The sequence below is a fragment of the Pseudomonas sp. IPO3774 genome (assembly GCF_013386835.1).
Classification (GTDB): domain Bacteria; phylum Pseudomonadota; class Gammaproteobacteria; order Pseudomonadales; family Pseudomonadaceae; genus Aquipseudomonas.
In genome coordinates, this window is the sequence record NZ_JACAQY010000014.1 from 13,274 (window position 1) to 27,798 (window position 14,525).

Here is a 14,525-nt window from a genome sequence, read left to right on the forward strand (position 1 = left end):
GCCGCCCGTTATTACTTAAGAGGATTGTTCCAATGGCGACTAACCGTTCCCGGCGTCTGCGCAAAAAACTGTGCGTTGATGAATTTCAAGAGCTGGGTTTCGAACTGAACCTGGACTTCAAAGAAGGTTTGGACGATGAAGCGGTTGACGCTTTCCTCGAAGCATTCCTCACTGAAGCGATGGACGGCAACGGCCTGGACTACGTCGGCGGTGATGACTTCGGTCTGGTTTGCAAAGCCACCCGTGGTTCGGTCAACGAAGAACAGCGTGCCGCTGTTGAAGCGTGGCTGAAGGCTCGTCCAGAGCTGACCCGCGTTGAAGTCAGCGCCCTGCTGGACGCTTGGCACCCAGAAAAGCCGATTAACCCGGCAGTCTGATGTCATGAAAAAGCGACCCGCCCGGGTCGCTTTTTCGTTACTGGGTCTAAAGAATCAGGCCTTGCGCCAGTTCAGAATCACCAGCGTCAACACCCCCGCGACAATTCCCCAGAACGCCGAACCGATGGAAAACAACGTCAACCCCGACGCTGTGACCATGAAGGTGATCAACGCAGCTTCCCGTTCCCTGGGTTCATTCATGGCGATGCTCAGGCCATTGATGATCGAGCCAAACAACGCCAGTGCCGCAATCGACAGCACCAGTTCCTTGGGCAGGGCGGCGAATAACGCGGCCAATGTCGCGCCAAACACCCCGGCGATCCCGTAGAAAATCCCGCACCAGACCGCGGCGGTGTAGCGCTTGTTGCGATCCTCATGGGCATGAGGGCCGGTGCAGATCGCCGCGCTGATGGCTGCCAGGTTGATGCCATGGGAGCCAAACGGCGCCAGCACCAGCGAGGCCAGGCCGGTGGTAGTAATCAATGGCGACGCCGGTACGTTATAGCCGTCGGCCCGCAGCACCGCGACACCCGGCATGTTCTGCGAGGTCATGGCCACCACGAACAGCGGGATGCCGATGCTGATGGTCGCGGCCAGGGAGAAGTGCGGCGTGGTCCACACCGGCGTTGCCACTTCCAGGTGAAAGCCACTGAAATCCAGCAGCCCCATCAGCCCGGACAGTGCCGTGCCGATCAGCAGTGCCGCGAGCACGGCATAACGCGGCGACAGGCGCTTGATGACCAGGTAAGTGAAGAACATCCCCAGTACCAGCCCGGTACGGTGCTGCGCGGCGACGAAAATCTCGCTGCCGATCTTGAACAGAATCCCCGCCAGCAAGGCGGCCGCCAGGGACGCGGGGATGCGCTTGACGAGTTTTTCGAAGCTGCCGGTCAGCCCACAGATGGTCACCAGCACCGCGCAGGTGATGTAGGCGCCGATGGCCTCGCCGTAGCTGACGCCGCCCAGGCTGGTGATCAACAGCGCCGCGCCCGGTGTGGACCAGGCAATGGTGATCGGCGTGCGGTAGCGCAAGGACAGGCCAATGCTGCACACCGCCATGCCGATGGAGATCGCCCAGATCCACGAGGAAATCTGCGCGGTGGTCAGGCCGGCGGCCTGGCCAGCTTGAAACATGAGCACCAGGGAGCTGGTGTAGCCGGTCATCATGGCGATGAAACCGGCGACGATGGCCGAAGGCGAAGTGTCGGCCAGTGGGCGTAATCGCGCTTGGGGGACGTCGGACATGGGGCGGTGTTCCTTTTACCGGGCTGTCTGTAGGAGCGAGCTTGCTCGCGAAGGTCGTTAACGATGACGCTGGCATCCTGACTGAATGCGGTGCTTATACGTTTTTCGCGAGCAAGCTCGCTCCTACAAAGGAGAAAGTGCGGAATCAAGCCTAAACTCAAACGTAACGATTCATTGCAATACAGCCGGCGCCCCAAACAGCCGTACAGTGTGTTGGCGCACTGGGTTGTGTACAATGTGCGCTGATTTTACGCGATACTTGCCAGCGACCCTCTGTGCCGTATTACAGTCAACGTCAATTCGCCGCCGTTCTCCCGACCCGAGTGCCCATGAACGAACAGTTGCAGCCCCTCAAGAAACAGCCGCGAGCCGGTAAGGCCGGTCGCAGTGGAACCCAGGACGATATCGTCTACGCGCATATCTTCGAGGCGATCCTCGAACAACGCCTGGCGCCCGGTACCAAATTGAGTGAAGAAGCGCTGGGCGAAATCTTCGGCGTCAGCCGCACCATCATTCGCCGCGCGCTGTCGCGCCTGGCCCATGAAGGCGTGGTACTGCTGCGGCCCAATCGTGGTGCGGTAGTGGCCAGCCCGAGCGTCGAGGAAGCCCGCCAGGTATTCCTCGCCCGGCGCCTGGTGGAGCGTGCGATCACTGAATTGGCGGTGCAGCATGCCACGGCCGAGCAACTGGCCGAGCTGCGGCAGATGGTCAACGACGAGCGCGACAGCTTCTCCCGGGGCGATCGCGGCGCGGGCATCCGGCTTTCCGGCGAGTTCCACCTGAAGCTGGCCGAGGCGGCGAAGAATGCGCCGCTGATCAGTTTCCAGCGCAGTCTGGTGTCCCAGACCTCGTTGATCATCGCCCAGTACGAAAGCGGCAACCGCTCGCACTGTTCCTACGATGAGCACACGCAGTTGATCGACGCGATCGAAGCGCGGGATGCGGATTTGGCGGTGAACCTGATGATGCATCACATGGATCACATCGACAGCAAGCTCAACCTCGATGAGGAAAGCGCTTCTGACGATCTGCATGCAGTGTTCTCGCATCTGTTGCAGACAAAGAAGCCGGGGCGCTCGTCTGTAAAACTGTAATTTTCCAGGCTCGCCACTAACTAAATGTGGGAGCGGGCTTGCTCGCGAAGGCGGTGGATCAGTCAGCACATCCAGCGACTGACACACCGCCTTCGCGAGCAAGCCCGCTCCCACATTTGTTTTGTTGTACCTGTTAAATCAGCGTTGGTGCACCAATTGCCCCGCCGCATACGTCTGCAACACCGCCCGGTCATCCCCCAGTGTCATCAACACAAACAACGTCTCGGCGATGTTATTGGCCTGCTTCAGGCGATAGCTGAGCAGCGGGGTGGCGTTGTAATCCAGTACCAGGAAGTCCGCGTCAGTGCCGGGTTGCAGCGTGCCAATCTTGTCTTCCAGACGCAGCGCCCGCGCACCACCCAGGGTCGCCAGGTACAACGACTTGAACGGACTCAAGCGCGCCCCTTGCAGTTGCATCACCTTGTACGCTTCGTTCAGGGTTTGCAGCAGCGAGAAGCTGGTGCCACCGCCGACGTCCGTACCCAGGCCGACATTCAGCTTGTGCTTCTCGGCCATCGGCAGGTTGAACAAACCGCTGCCCAGGAAGAAGTTCGATGTCGGGCAGAACGCGACTGCCGAACCGGCTTCTGCCAACCGCGCGCATTCGTCGTCGCACAGGTGCACACCGTGGGCGAACACCGAGCGTTCACCCAGCAGTTTGTAATGGTCGTACACGTCCAGGTAGCCCTTGCGCTCCGGGAACAGTTCTTTCACCCATTCCACTTCCTGCAGGTTTTCACTGATGTGAGTCTGCATGTAGAGGTCCGGGTATTCCCCCAGCAGCTGCCCGGCGAGGGTCAGTTGTTCAGGTGTACTAGTCGGTGCGAAACGTGGCGTCACCGCGTAGTGCAAACGGCCCTTGCCGTGCCAGCGCTCGATCAGCGCCTTGCTTTCCGCGTAGCCGGATTCGGCGGTGTCGGTCAAATAGTCCGGCGCGTTGCGGTCCATCATTACCTTGCCGGCGATCATCCGCAGGTCGAGCTTCTCGGCCGCTTCAAAAAACGAGTTCACTGACTGCGGGTGCACGCTGCCAAATACCAGCGCGGTGGTGGTGCCGTTGCGCAGCAGTTCCTTGATGAAAATATCCGCGACTTCTTCGGCGTGGGCCTTGTCGGCGAACTGGCTTTCACACGGGAAGGTGTAGGTGTTGAGCCAGTCCAGCAACTGCTCGCCATAGGCACCGACCATGCCGGTCTGCGGCAGGTGGATGTGGGTGTCGATCAGGCCGGGGGTGATCAGCGCGTCCTGGTAATGGGTGACTTCGATGTCGGCGGGCAGGCTGGCGAGCAAGTCGCTGGCGTGGCCAAGGGCACTGATCTGGCCGTTGTCGATCACCAGCAGGCCGTCCTCGAAATATTCGTAGGAGGCTTCGATCCCCACTTCGGCAGGGTCGGCGATGCTGTGCAAAATGGCGGCACGGTAGGCTTTGCGTGTCAAAGGCATGGTCGTCTCAGTTAGTCGCTTGGCTGCGGCGGGATACCGGCAGCAGTTTGGCAATGGGTTCGGCGCTCGCAGTGTGCTGGCCGAAGTTGGCGTTATAGGTGGCGATGATTTCGCCGGCGATGGAGATGGCGATTTCCACAGGCAGTTTGCCTTTGACCTCGGTCAGCCCCATCGGGCAATGCATGCGTTGCAGTTGCGCGGTGTCGAAACCGCGATCCCGCAGGCGGTGTTCAAACTTGACGCGTTTGGTCTTCGAGCCGATCAGGCCGAAGTAGGTGAAGTCATTGCGCTTGAGCAGGGCGGCGGTGAGTTCCAGGTCCAGCGCGTGGTTGTGGGTCATGACGATGCAATAACTGCCCACAGGCAAGTGGTCGATTTCATCCACCGGCTCTTCGCTGACGATTTTACGCACGCCTTGGGGGATGTGTTCCGGGAATTCCTGTTCCCGGGAATCGATCCAGCGCACCCGGCACGGCAGGCTGGCCAGCAACGGCACCAGCGCGCGGCCCACGTGGCCGGCGCCGAACACCGCGATCTGCGCCTGCACCTGGCCCATGGGTTCGAACAACAGCACCGTCACGCCGCCGCAGCACTGGCCCAGGCTGGCGCCGAGGCTGAAGCGCTCCAGGTGGGTGTTTTGCTGGCCGCGCACAAGCATGTCCCGGGCGATCTGCATCGCCTTGTATTCCAGGTGCCCGCCACCGATGGTGTCGAAGGTGTGGGCGGCGCTGATCACCATCTTCGAACCGGCGTTGCGCGGCGTGGAGCCGAGCTCTTCGATGATGGTCACCAGCACGCAGGGCTCGCCCTGGTTCTGCAGGTCGGCGAGGGCGCTGATCCAGTTGTTCATGTTTACCTCAACATCTCTGTTGTCAGTTCGACCGCCTTCGCGAGCAAGCCCGCTCCCACATTTGAATGTGTTCACAAATCAAAATGTGGGAGCGGGCTTGCTCGCGAAGGCAGCGCCTCGGTCTAGAGCGAAGCCAGCTCGGTTTCCGTTTCCACAGCTTTTGCAGCGGTCAGTTGGCGCATCTGCTCACAGCCCCACAACACCCGCTCCGGCGTCGCCGGTGCATCGATCTTCGGCTGATGGCGATAGTCACCCAGGCTCGCCACGGCGTCCTTGATCGCACACCACGAGGCAATACCAAGCATGAACGGCGGCTCACCCACGGCCTTGGAATGGAACACCGTGTCTTCCGGGTTCTTGCGGTTTTCCACCAGCTTCACCCGCAGGTCCAGCGGCATGTCGGCCACCGCCGGGATCTTGTAGCTGGCCGGACCGTTGGTCATCAGCTTGCCCTTGTTATTCCACACCAGCTCTTCCATGGTCAGCCAACCCATGCCCTGGATGAAGCCGCCTTCGACCTGGCCGATGTCGATGGCCGGGTTCAGCGAGGCGCCCACGTCATGCAGGATGTCGGTGCGCAGCATCTTGTACTCGCCGGTCAGCGTGTCGACGATCACCTCGCAACAGGCCGCGCCGAACGCGAAGTAGTAGAACGGCCGCCCACGTGCCTGGCTGCGGTCGTAGAAGATTTTCGGGGTCTTGTAGAAGCCCGTGCTGGAGAGCGACACCTGGGCGAAATACGCCTGCTGGATCAGCGCTTCAAAGGTCAGGATGTGATCGCGGACCCGCACATGCCCGTTGTGGAATTCAACGTCGGCCTCGCTGACTTCATATTTGCGCGCGGCAAACTCCACCAGGCGCTGCTTGATGGTTTCGGCAGCATTCTGTGCGGCCTTGCCGTTCAGGTCGGCGCCGCTGGAAGCCGCCGTCGGCGAGGTGTTGGGCACCTTGTCGGTGTTGGTGGCGGTGATCTGCACGCGGTCGATTTCCACCTGGAAAATCTCGGCCACCACCTGCGCGACCTTGATGTTCAACCCCTGGCCCATCTCGGTGCCGCCGTGGTTCAGGTGGATGCTGCCGTCGGTGTAGATGTGGATCAGCGCACCGGCCTGGTTGAGGAAACTGGCGGTGAAGGAAATGCCGAATTTTACCGGCGTCAGGGCCAGGCCTTTTTTCAGGATCGGGCTGTTGGCGTTGTAGCGACGGATCGCTTCGCGGCGCTCGAAATACTGGCTGCTTTGTTCGAGTTCGGCGGTCATCTCTTCGAGCATGTTGTGCTCGACGGTCTGGTAGTAGTGGGTGACGTTGCGCTCGGTCTTGCCGTAGTAGTTGGCCTTGCGCACGGCCAGCGGGTCGAGGGCCAGGTGTCGGGCAATCGCGTCCATCACTTCTTCGATGGCGACCATGCCTTGGGGGCCGCCGAAGCCACGGTAAGCGGTGTTGGAGGCGGTGTTGGTCTTGCAGCGGTGGCCGTTGACGGTGGCGTCGCCCAGGTAATACGAGTTGTCGGAGTGGAACATTGCGCGGTCGACAATCGAGTTCGACAGGTCCGGTGAGCAACCGCAGTTGCCCGCCAGGTCCAGGTTGATGCCGTGCAGCCGGCCACTGTCGTCGAAGCCTACGTCGTACTCGATATAGAACGGGTGGCGCTTGCCGGTCATCAGCATGTCTTCGACACGCGGCAGGCGCATTTTGGTCGGCTGGCCGGTGAGGCGTGCGACCACCGCACACAGGCATGCCGGGCTGGCGGCCTGGGTTTCCTTGCCGCCAAAACCACCGCCCATGCGGCGCATGTCGACCACGATTTTGTTCATCGATACGTCGAGTACTTCGGCCACCAGCTTCTGTACTTCGGTGGGGTTTTGCGTGGAGCAGTAGACGATCATGCCGCCGTCTTCGGTGGGCATCACCGAGGAGATCTGGGTTTCCAGGTAGAAGTGTTCCTGGCCGCCGATGTGCAGGGTGCCCTGGATACGGTTCTTCGCGGTCGCCAGTGCGCCCGCCGAATCACCGCGCTGGTGGGTGTGGCTGTCGAGCACGAAATGTTTTTTGCGAAACGCCTCGACCACGTCCAGCACCGGCTCCAGGTCTTCGTATTCGATCACAGCGGCCATCGCCGCCTTGCGTGCGGTTTCCAGGTCGCGGGCGGCGACGGCCAGCACCACCTGGCCGACGAACTGCACGGTGTCGATGGCCAGCAACGGGTCGCCGGGCATCAACGGGCCGATGTCTTTCAGACCCGGCACGTCTTCGTGGGTGATGACGATACGCACGCCTTCAAAGGCGTAGCAGGGCGCGGTGTCGATGCTGAGGATCTTCGCGTGGGCGCGGTCCGACATGCGTGCGTACAGGTGCAATTGGTTGGGGAATTCCAGGCGGTCATCAATGTACTGCGCTTCGCCCGAGACGTGCTTGGCGGCGCTGTCGTGCTTGACGCTGCGACCGACGCCGCTGGTCAGGTCCTTGGCAAACAGTTCGGCGAGTTCGGCCTGGGATTTTTCCACGGCGTGATGGTTAGACATAAGCGGTCACCCGAGTCTCGATGTGCGGCGTTTGCAGTTCGATGAAGTATTTGCGCAGCAGGTTCTGTGCGCTGAGCAGGCGGTATTCCTTGCTGGCGCGGAAGTCCGACAGCGGGGTGAAATCCTCGGCCAGGGCCGCGCAGGCTTTTTCCACGGTGGCGGAATTCCAGGTGGCGCCGTTCAGTACGGCTTCGCAGTTCTTCGCGCGTTTCGGGGTGGCGGCCATGCCGCCGAACGCCACGCGGGCATCGTCGATCACACCGTTAGTGATCCTCAGGTTGAAGGCCGCGCAGACGGCAGAGATGTCATCGTCCAGGCGCTTGGAAACCTTGTAGGCACGGAACAGCGGCACGCCTTTGGGCACGATGATTTTCTCGATGAATTCGCTGTCCTGGCGGGCGGTGACGCGGTAGTCGATGAAATAGTCTTCCAGCGCCAGGGTACGGCGGGTGTTGCCCTTGCACAGCACGATCTGCGCGCCGAGGGCGATCAGCAGTGGCGGCGAGTCACCGATGGGCGAGGCATTGCCGATATTGCCGCCCAGGGTGCCCTGGTTGCGGATCTGCAAGGAGGCGAAACGGTGGAGCAATTCGCCGAAATCCGGGTATTCGTGGTTGAGCGCGCTGTAGCAATCGGACAGGGGAGTGGCGGCGCCGATTTCCAGGCGGTCGTCGAAGCTTTCGATGCGCTTCATCTCTTCGATATTGCCGACGTAGATCATCACCGGTAGCGTGCGGTGGAACTGGGTGACTTCCAGCGCCAGGTCGGTGCCGCCGGCCAGCAGCCGGGCTTGTGGGTAAGCGTCGTAAAGGTCCGCCAGGTCGGCGACGGTCAGCGGCACCAGGCAGCGTTTGTCGCCGCTGTTCAATTCACCGGTTTGCGTCGGCGCGATGGCTTTCAGGCGGGCGATGGTGTCGGCCTGGCGACTGTCGAACTGGTCCTGGGGCTTATTGCAGCAGGCCTGTTCGGCGGCGGCGAGAATCGGGCGATAACCGGTGCAGCGACAGAGGTTGCCGGCCAGGGCTTCGTGGGCCTTTTGGCTGTCGGGTGCATCACTGTTCTTTTGCAGGGCGAACAGCGACATCACAAAGCCCGGGGTGCAGAAGCCGCATTGCGAGCCGTGGCACTCCACCATGGCTTGTTGCACGCTGTGGAGCTGGCCCTGGTGTTTGAGGTCTTCGACGCTGATCAGTTGTTTGCCGTGCAGGGACGAGACAAACGTCAGGCACGAATTGAGGCTGCGATAGCGAATCTGCTCGGCGCCCTGATCGTCGGTGTGCAACTCGCCGACTACCACGGTGCAGGCGCCACAGTCGCCGCTGGCGCAGCCTTCCTTGGTGCCGGATTTGCCCAGGTGCTCACGCAAATAGTTGAGCACGGTCAGGTTCGGGTCCAGGGCGTGCTCGCTACGGAGCTCCTGGTTTAGTAAAAACTGGATCACGGAAGGCCTCGCAGACTCATTATTGTTGTTAACCGCTTTGCGCCGAATCTAGTCATGTCTGACTTTTCGGTCAACGATTTTCTGACCGAAAGGTCAAGAAAATGCGATATCAACATCCTTAATTATGGTCCAGTTCTCTGGAACCGCCGTTTTTGGGGGCTTCTGGACTTTAATGGCTGCTTATTTCATGCCAAATTCCGCTCTGTGGGCCGTACGCCATCAACCGGCAAGTGCGCTACACTGCCGCGCTTGTACCGATAGAAGATTTTGAAGGGAAAACATGACGTTCAAGGCGCCGGATAGTCTTGCCGAGCAAATCGCTCACCACCTCGCCGAACGTATCATTCGCGGCGATCTCAAGCCTGGGGAGCGGATCCAGGAGCAGAAGGTCACACTGGCGCTGAATGTCAGTCGTGGTTCCGTGCGCGAAGCCTTGCTGATCCTCGAGCGCCGGCACCTGATTGCGATCCTGCCGCGCCGTGGCGCCCACGTCACCGAGCTGACGGCCCACAAGGTGCAAAGCCTGTGCACGCTGATGGGCGAGCTGTACATCCTGCTGGGCAATGCGGTCGCCGCCGGCTGGCAGACCCAGGCCGACATGGCGCCGTTCGTGCAAATCCAGCAGCGCCTGATCGCCAGCTTCGAACGCCAGGACATCCGCGCCTTCGTCGAAGAGAGCTTCAACGTGATGCGTGCCGCCTATCCGTTCGCCAACAACCCGTACCTGCAGGAAACCGTCGAGAACCTGCAGCCGGCGATGAACCGCGCCTATTACCTGGCGCTGGATCAGCGCAAGGCGTCCATGAGCGAGTACCTGGTGCTGTTCGAGCAATTGCTCGCCGCCGTGCTGGCCCGTGACCTGCCGCAGATTCGCCTGGTGCTCTCGGCCTACGGCGAGCGCAGTTGCTCGCTGGTCATTGCTGCGTTGGCGGAAGCCTAAGCGTGCGGCTCAAGTGCATCAAACTGGCGGGGTTCAAATCCTTCGTCGACCCGACCACGGTGAACTTCCCCAGTAACATGGCGGCAGTGGTCGGGCCCAATGGCTGCGGCAAGTCGAACATCATCGACGCCGTACGCTGGGTGATGGGCGAGAGCTCCGCAAAAAACCTGCGTGGCGAGTCGATGACCGACGTCATCTTCAATGGCTCCACCAGCCGCAAGCCGGTGAGCCAGGCCAGCATCGAACTGGTGTTCGACAATTCCGACGGCACCCTGGTGGGCGAGTACGCGGCCTATGCGGAAATCTCCATTCGCCGCAAAGTGACCCGCGACAGCCAGAACAGCTACTTCCTCAACGGCACCAAGTGTCGCCGCCGGGACATCACCGACATCTTCCTCGGTACCGGCCTGGGCCCGCGCAGCTATTCGATCATCGAACAGGGGATGATCTCCAAGCTGATCGAAGCCAAGCCCGAAGACCTGCGTAACTTTATCGAGGAAGCGGCCGGCATCTCCAAGTACAAGGAACGCCGCCGCGAGACCGAAAACCGTATCCGCCGTACCCATGAAAACCTTGCCCGCCTGACTGACCTGCGTGAAGAGCTGGAGCGCCAGCTGGAGCGCCTGCACCGCCAGGCCCAGGCCGCCGAGAAGTATCAGGAATACAAGGGCGAGGAGCGTCAGCTCAAGGCGCAACTGTCGGCCCTGCGCTGGCAGGCGTTGAATGACCAGGTGGGCCAGCGCGAAGCAATCATCGGCACCCAGGAAATCAGCTTCGAAGCCCTGGTGGCCGAGCAGCGCAATGCCGACGCCAGCATCGAACGCCTGCGGGACGGTCACCATGACCTGTCCGAGCGCTTCAATCTGGTGCAGGGGCGCTTCTATTCGGTGGGCGGCGATATCGCCCGGGTCGAGCAGAGCATCCAGCACGGCCAGCAGCGTTTGCGCCAGTTGCAGGACGACTTGAAAGAAGCCGAGCGTGCGCGCCTGGAAACCGAATCGCACCTGGGCCACGACCGCACCTTGCTGCTGACCCTTGGGGAGGAGCTGGACATGCTCACTCCCGAGCAGGAAGTCACCAGCGCCGCTGCCGAGGAAGCCGCTGCGGCCCTGGAAGAATCCGAAACCACCATGCACGCCTGGCAGGAGCAGTGGGACACGTTCAACCTGCAATCTGCCGAGCCGCGCCGCCAGGCTGAGGTGCAGCAGTCACGCATCCAGCAACTGGAAACCAGCATGGAGCGCCTGGCCGAGCGTCAGCGGCGCCTGGTGGAAGAGCGCGTGCTGCTCGCTGCCGACCCGGAAGATGCAGCGATCCTCGAACTGAGCGAGAAACTCGCCGAAAGCGAAATGACGCTGGAAGAGCTGGAAGCCAGCGAAGAACAACAAGTGGAGCGCCTCGAGCAATTGCGTCAGCAACTGCAGCAGGCGACCCAGGCACAGCAGCAGGCCCAGGGCGATTTGCAGCGGCTCAACGGCCGGTTGGCTTCCCTGGAAGCCTTGCAGCAAGCGGCGCTCGACCCGGGCACCGGCACGGCTGAATGGCTGCGTGACCAACACCTGGCCGAGCGTCCGCGCCTGGCCGAAGGCCTGAAGGTTGAAGCCGGTTGGGAGCTGGCGGTGGAAACCGTGCTCGGCGCCGACCTGCAAGCGGTGCTGGTGGATGATTTTGGCGGGTTTGACCTGGCGGGTTTTGCCCAGGGCGATCTGCGTTTGCTCAGCCCGGCGGCGGACGGCACTCGCGTGCCGGGCAGCCTGCTGGATAAAGTGGAGGCGGCGATTGACCTGTCGCCCTGGCTCGGCCAGGTCAAGCCGGTCGACAGCCTTGAGCAGGCCCTGGCCCAGCGCGGGCAGTTGGCCGCAGGGCAAAGCCTGATCAGCCGTGATGGCTTTTGGGTCGGCCGGCACTTTTTGCGGGTACGGCGTGCCAGCGAAGCGGAAAGCGGCGTATTGGCCCGTGGCCAGGAAATCGTCAACCTGACCGCCGAGCGCGAAGAGCGCGAAGCCACACTCGAGTCCCTGGAAAACCAGCTGCAAACCCTGCGCGCCACCCAGCGCCAGCAAGAGACCGGCCGCGAACACCTGCGCCGGCTGTTGCAGGACGAAGCGCGCCAGCAGGGCGAATTGAAAGCCCAGCTCTCGGCGAGCAAGGCCAAGGTCGAGCAACTGACCCTGCGCCGCACCCGGCTCGACGAAGAAGTGGCCGAGATGGGCGAGCAACGCGCCCTCGAACACGAACAAGTCGGCGAAGCACGCCTGCAATTGCAGGAAGCCCTCGACAGCATGGCCCTGGACACCGAGCAGCGCGAGTTGCTGCTGGCCCAGCGCGACAGCTTGCGCGAGCGCCTCGATCGGGTGCGCCAGGAAGCTCGCCAGCACAAGGATCACGCCCATCAATTGGCCGTGCGCCTCGGCTCCCTGCGGGCGCAGCACGATTCCACGCGCCAGGCCCTTGAGCGCCTGGAAATGCAGTCCGAACGCCTGACCGAAAAACGCGAGCAACTGAGCCTCAACCTGGAGGAGGGCGAGGCCCCGCTGGAAGAGCTGCGCCTGAAGCTTGAAGAGTTGCTCGACAAGCGCATGACCGTCGACGAAGAGCTCAAGACCGCCCAAATCGCCCTGGAAGACGCCGACCGCGAACTGCGCGACGCAGAAAAACGCCGGACCCAGGCCGAGCAACAGTCGCAACTGATCCGGGGCCAGCTCGAACAGCAGCGCATGGAATGGCAGGCCCTGACGGTGCGCCGCAAAACCCTGCAAGACCAGTTGCTGGAAGACGGCTACGACCTGCACGGCGTGCTCAATACCCTGACCGCCGAGGCCAACGAGAAAGAAGCCGAAGAAGAACTTGAGCGGATTGCCGCGCGCATTCAACGACTCGGCGCGATCAACCTCGCGGCCATCGACGAGTACCAGCAGCAGTCCGAGCGCAAGCGTTATCTGGACGCGCAGAACGCCGATCTTGTCGAAGCGCTGGACACCCTGGAAAACGTGATCCGCAAGATCGACAAGGAAACCCGTAATCGCTTCAAAGATACCTTTGATCAGATTAATGGCGGTTTACAGGCGTTATTCCCGAAAGTTTTCGGTGGTGGCAGCGCTTACTTGGAACTGACGGGCGAAGATCTACTCGATACAGGGGTAACGATCATGGCGCGGCCTCCGGGCAAGAAGAACAGCACCATCCATTTGTTGTCTGGTGGCGAGAAGGCACTGACCGCATTGGCCCTGGTATTTGCGATCTTCAAGTTGAACCCGGCGCCGTTTTGCATGCTCGACGAAGTTGACGCCCCGCTGGATGACGCTAACGTTGGACGGTACGCCCGACTGGTTAAAGAGATGTCCCAGACGGTGCAGTTCATCTATATCACCCACAACAAGATCGCCATGGAAATGGCCGATCAATTGATGGGCGTGACGATGCACGAGCCGGGCTGTTCGCGATTGGTGGCGGTGGATGTCGAAGAGGCGATGGCGCTGGTGGAATCCTGAGCCGCAGGTCGAAGGAGGATTTTCAGCAGGACGTAAGGTGATTTACCGGTCTGGGAAAAGTGGCAAATGGACATATTTGTTCAAGGCATTTTGACAGACGGTGTAAAGTTATCTTTGGTCGTGCTAGTTTAATGTCAAATTTTCGTATGCGTGGGCAAAACGTCATTCAGAACATAGAGTTGGCGCCACGTTTTAAAGCGGTTTGCACGGTGCTAAACCCCTTATTTTTCAGCATTTTTTATTAGAGGCACGGGATTACATGGAAATCGGTCTGCGCGAGTGGCTGATCGTCATCGGCATTATTGTCATTGCCGGTATTCTTTTTGATGGCTGGCGCCGGATGCGTGGCGGCAAGGGCAAGTTGAAATTTCGCCTGGACCGCAACCTGTCCAATTTGCCGGACGACGACGGCAGCGCCGAGCTGCTGGGGCCACCGCGTGTCCTGGACAACCATAAAGAACCGCACCTGGACGAGCACGACCTGCCGTCGATGAGCGCACCGGTGCGTGAAGCCCGTGAACCCAAGCGCGGCAAGCGCAGCGCGGCCAGCGAGCCATCCCAGGGCGACCTGAACCTGGACCTGGAAGAAGGCCCGAGCTTCAGCAGCCGTGATGACGACTTCCCGGATGAGTCCCCGGCCAAGAGCGCCCATAAAGAATCCGTCAAGGACCAGCCGGCTGCCGAAGAGGTGCTGGTGATCAGCGTGATCTGCCGTGACGCCGCCGGCTTCAAGGGCCCGGCCCTGCTGCAGAATATTCTGGAAAGCGGTCTGCGCTTTGGCGAGATGGATATTTTCCATCGCCACGAAAGCATGGCCGGCAACGGCGAAGTCCTGTTCTCCATGGCCAATGCGGTCAAGCCGGGCATCTTCGATCTGGACGACATCGACCATTTCAGCACTCCGGCGGTGAGCTTCTTCCTCGGCTTGCCGGGCCCGCGTCACCCGAAACAAGCGTTCGACGTGATGGTGGCGGCAGCTCGCAAGCTGTCCCAGGAACTCAACGGCGAACTCAAGGACGATCAACGCAGTGTCCTGACCGCCCAGACCATCGAGCATTACCGTCAGCGCATCGTCGAGTTCGAGCGTCGTGCCCTGACACAGAAGCGCTAAGGTCCAAGCTT

The 14,525-nt window shown here is 61.2% G+C and carries 10 protein-coding genes; 5 read left to right on the forward strand and 5 right to left on the reverse strand.

The window, feature by feature from the left end:
- Positions 1-32 precede the first annotated feature (32 nt).
- Positions 33-377, forward strand: coding sequence for a YggL family protein (locus HYE77_RS08555; RefSeq protein WP_003219101.1), 345 nt, complete (start codon positions 33-35; stop codon positions 375-377).
- A gap of 54 nt (positions 378-431) precedes the next feature.
- Here the strand turns inward: HYE77_RS08555 and HYE77_RS08560 are convergent, their stop codons facing one another.
- Positions 432-1,622 (reverse strand): benzoate/H(+) symporter BenE family transporter, encoded by a 1,191-nt coding sequence (locus tag HYE77_RS08560; protein ID WP_008437554.1) that lies wholly within the window; start codon positions 1,620-1,622, stop codon positions 432-434.
- A gap of 329 nt (positions 1,623-1,951) precedes the next feature.
- Between HYE77_RS08560 and HYE77_RS08565 the strand changes: the two genes are divergently transcribed.
- Entirely contained in the window at positions 1,952-2,716 is a 765-nt protein-coding gene (locus tag HYE77_RS08565; RefSeq protein WP_003219095.1) for a GntR family transcriptional regulator, read from the forward strand.
- A 138-nt stretch (positions 2,717-2,854) separates the two neighbouring features.
- Here the strand turns inward: HYE77_RS08565 and guaD are convergent, their stop codons facing one another.
- From guaD to xdhA, 4 genes are all read right to left on the reverse strand, one after another.
- A complete protein-coding gene (gene guaD, locus HYE77_RS08570; protein ID WP_003219093.1) occupies positions 2,855-4,159 on the reverse strand; it encodes a guanine deaminase in 1,305 nt (434 codons plus the stop codon).
- Between the two features lie 7 nt (positions 4,160-4,166).
- Positions 4,167-5,009, reverse strand: a complete 843-nt coding sequence (xdhC, locus tag HYE77_RS08575; RefSeq protein ID WP_102368368.1) for a xanthine dehydrogenase accessory protein XdhC — start codon at positions 5,007-5,009, stop codon at positions 4,167-4,169.
- Positions 5,010-5,131: 122 nt separating this feature from the next.
- Positions 5,132-7,531 (reverse strand): xanthine dehydrogenase molybdopterin binding subunit, encoded by a 2,400-nt coding sequence (gene xdhB / locus HYE77_RS08580; protein ID WP_003219089.1) that lies wholly within the window; start codon positions 7,529-7,531, stop codon positions 5,132-5,134.
- Positions 7,524-8,972, reverse strand: a complete 1,449-nt coding sequence (gene xdhA, locus HYE77_RS08585; protein ID WP_177067679.1) for a xanthine dehydrogenase small subunit — start codon at positions 8,970-8,972, stop codon at positions 7,524-7,526. The genes xdhB and xdhA overlap by 8 nt, the downstream gene beginning before the upstream one ends.
- A gap of 280 nt (positions 8,973-9,252) precedes the next feature.
- Here xdhA and HYE77_RS08590 point away from each other — a divergent pair, with 280 nt between their 5' ends.
- The 3 genes from HYE77_RS08590 to zipA all read left to right on the forward strand — a co-directional run bounded on the left by HYE77_RS08590 (position 9,253) and on the right by zipA (position 14,514).
- Complete coding sequence (locus HYE77_RS08590) at positions 9,253-9,912, forward strand: GntR family transcriptional regulator (protein WP_003219085.1); 660 nt, start codon at positions 9,253-9,255, stop codon at positions 9,910-9,912.
- A 2-nt stretch (positions 9,913-9,914) separates the two neighbouring features.
- The gene (gene smc / locus HYE77_RS08595) at positions 9,915-13,403 is read left to right on the forward strand and encodes a chromosome segregation protein SMC (RefSeq protein WP_003219082.1); all 3,489 of its coding nucleotides are present in this window, start codon (positions 9,915-9,917) and stop codon (positions 13,401-13,403) included.
- Positions 13,404-13,662: 259 nt separating this feature from the next.
- Positions 13,663-14,514, forward strand: a complete 852-nt coding sequence (gene zipA / locus HYE77_RS08600) for a cell division protein ZipA (RefSeq protein ID WP_003219080.1) — start codon at positions 13,663-13,665, stop codon at positions 14,512-14,514.
- The last annotated feature ends 11 nt before the right edge of the window (positions 14,515-14,525 follow it).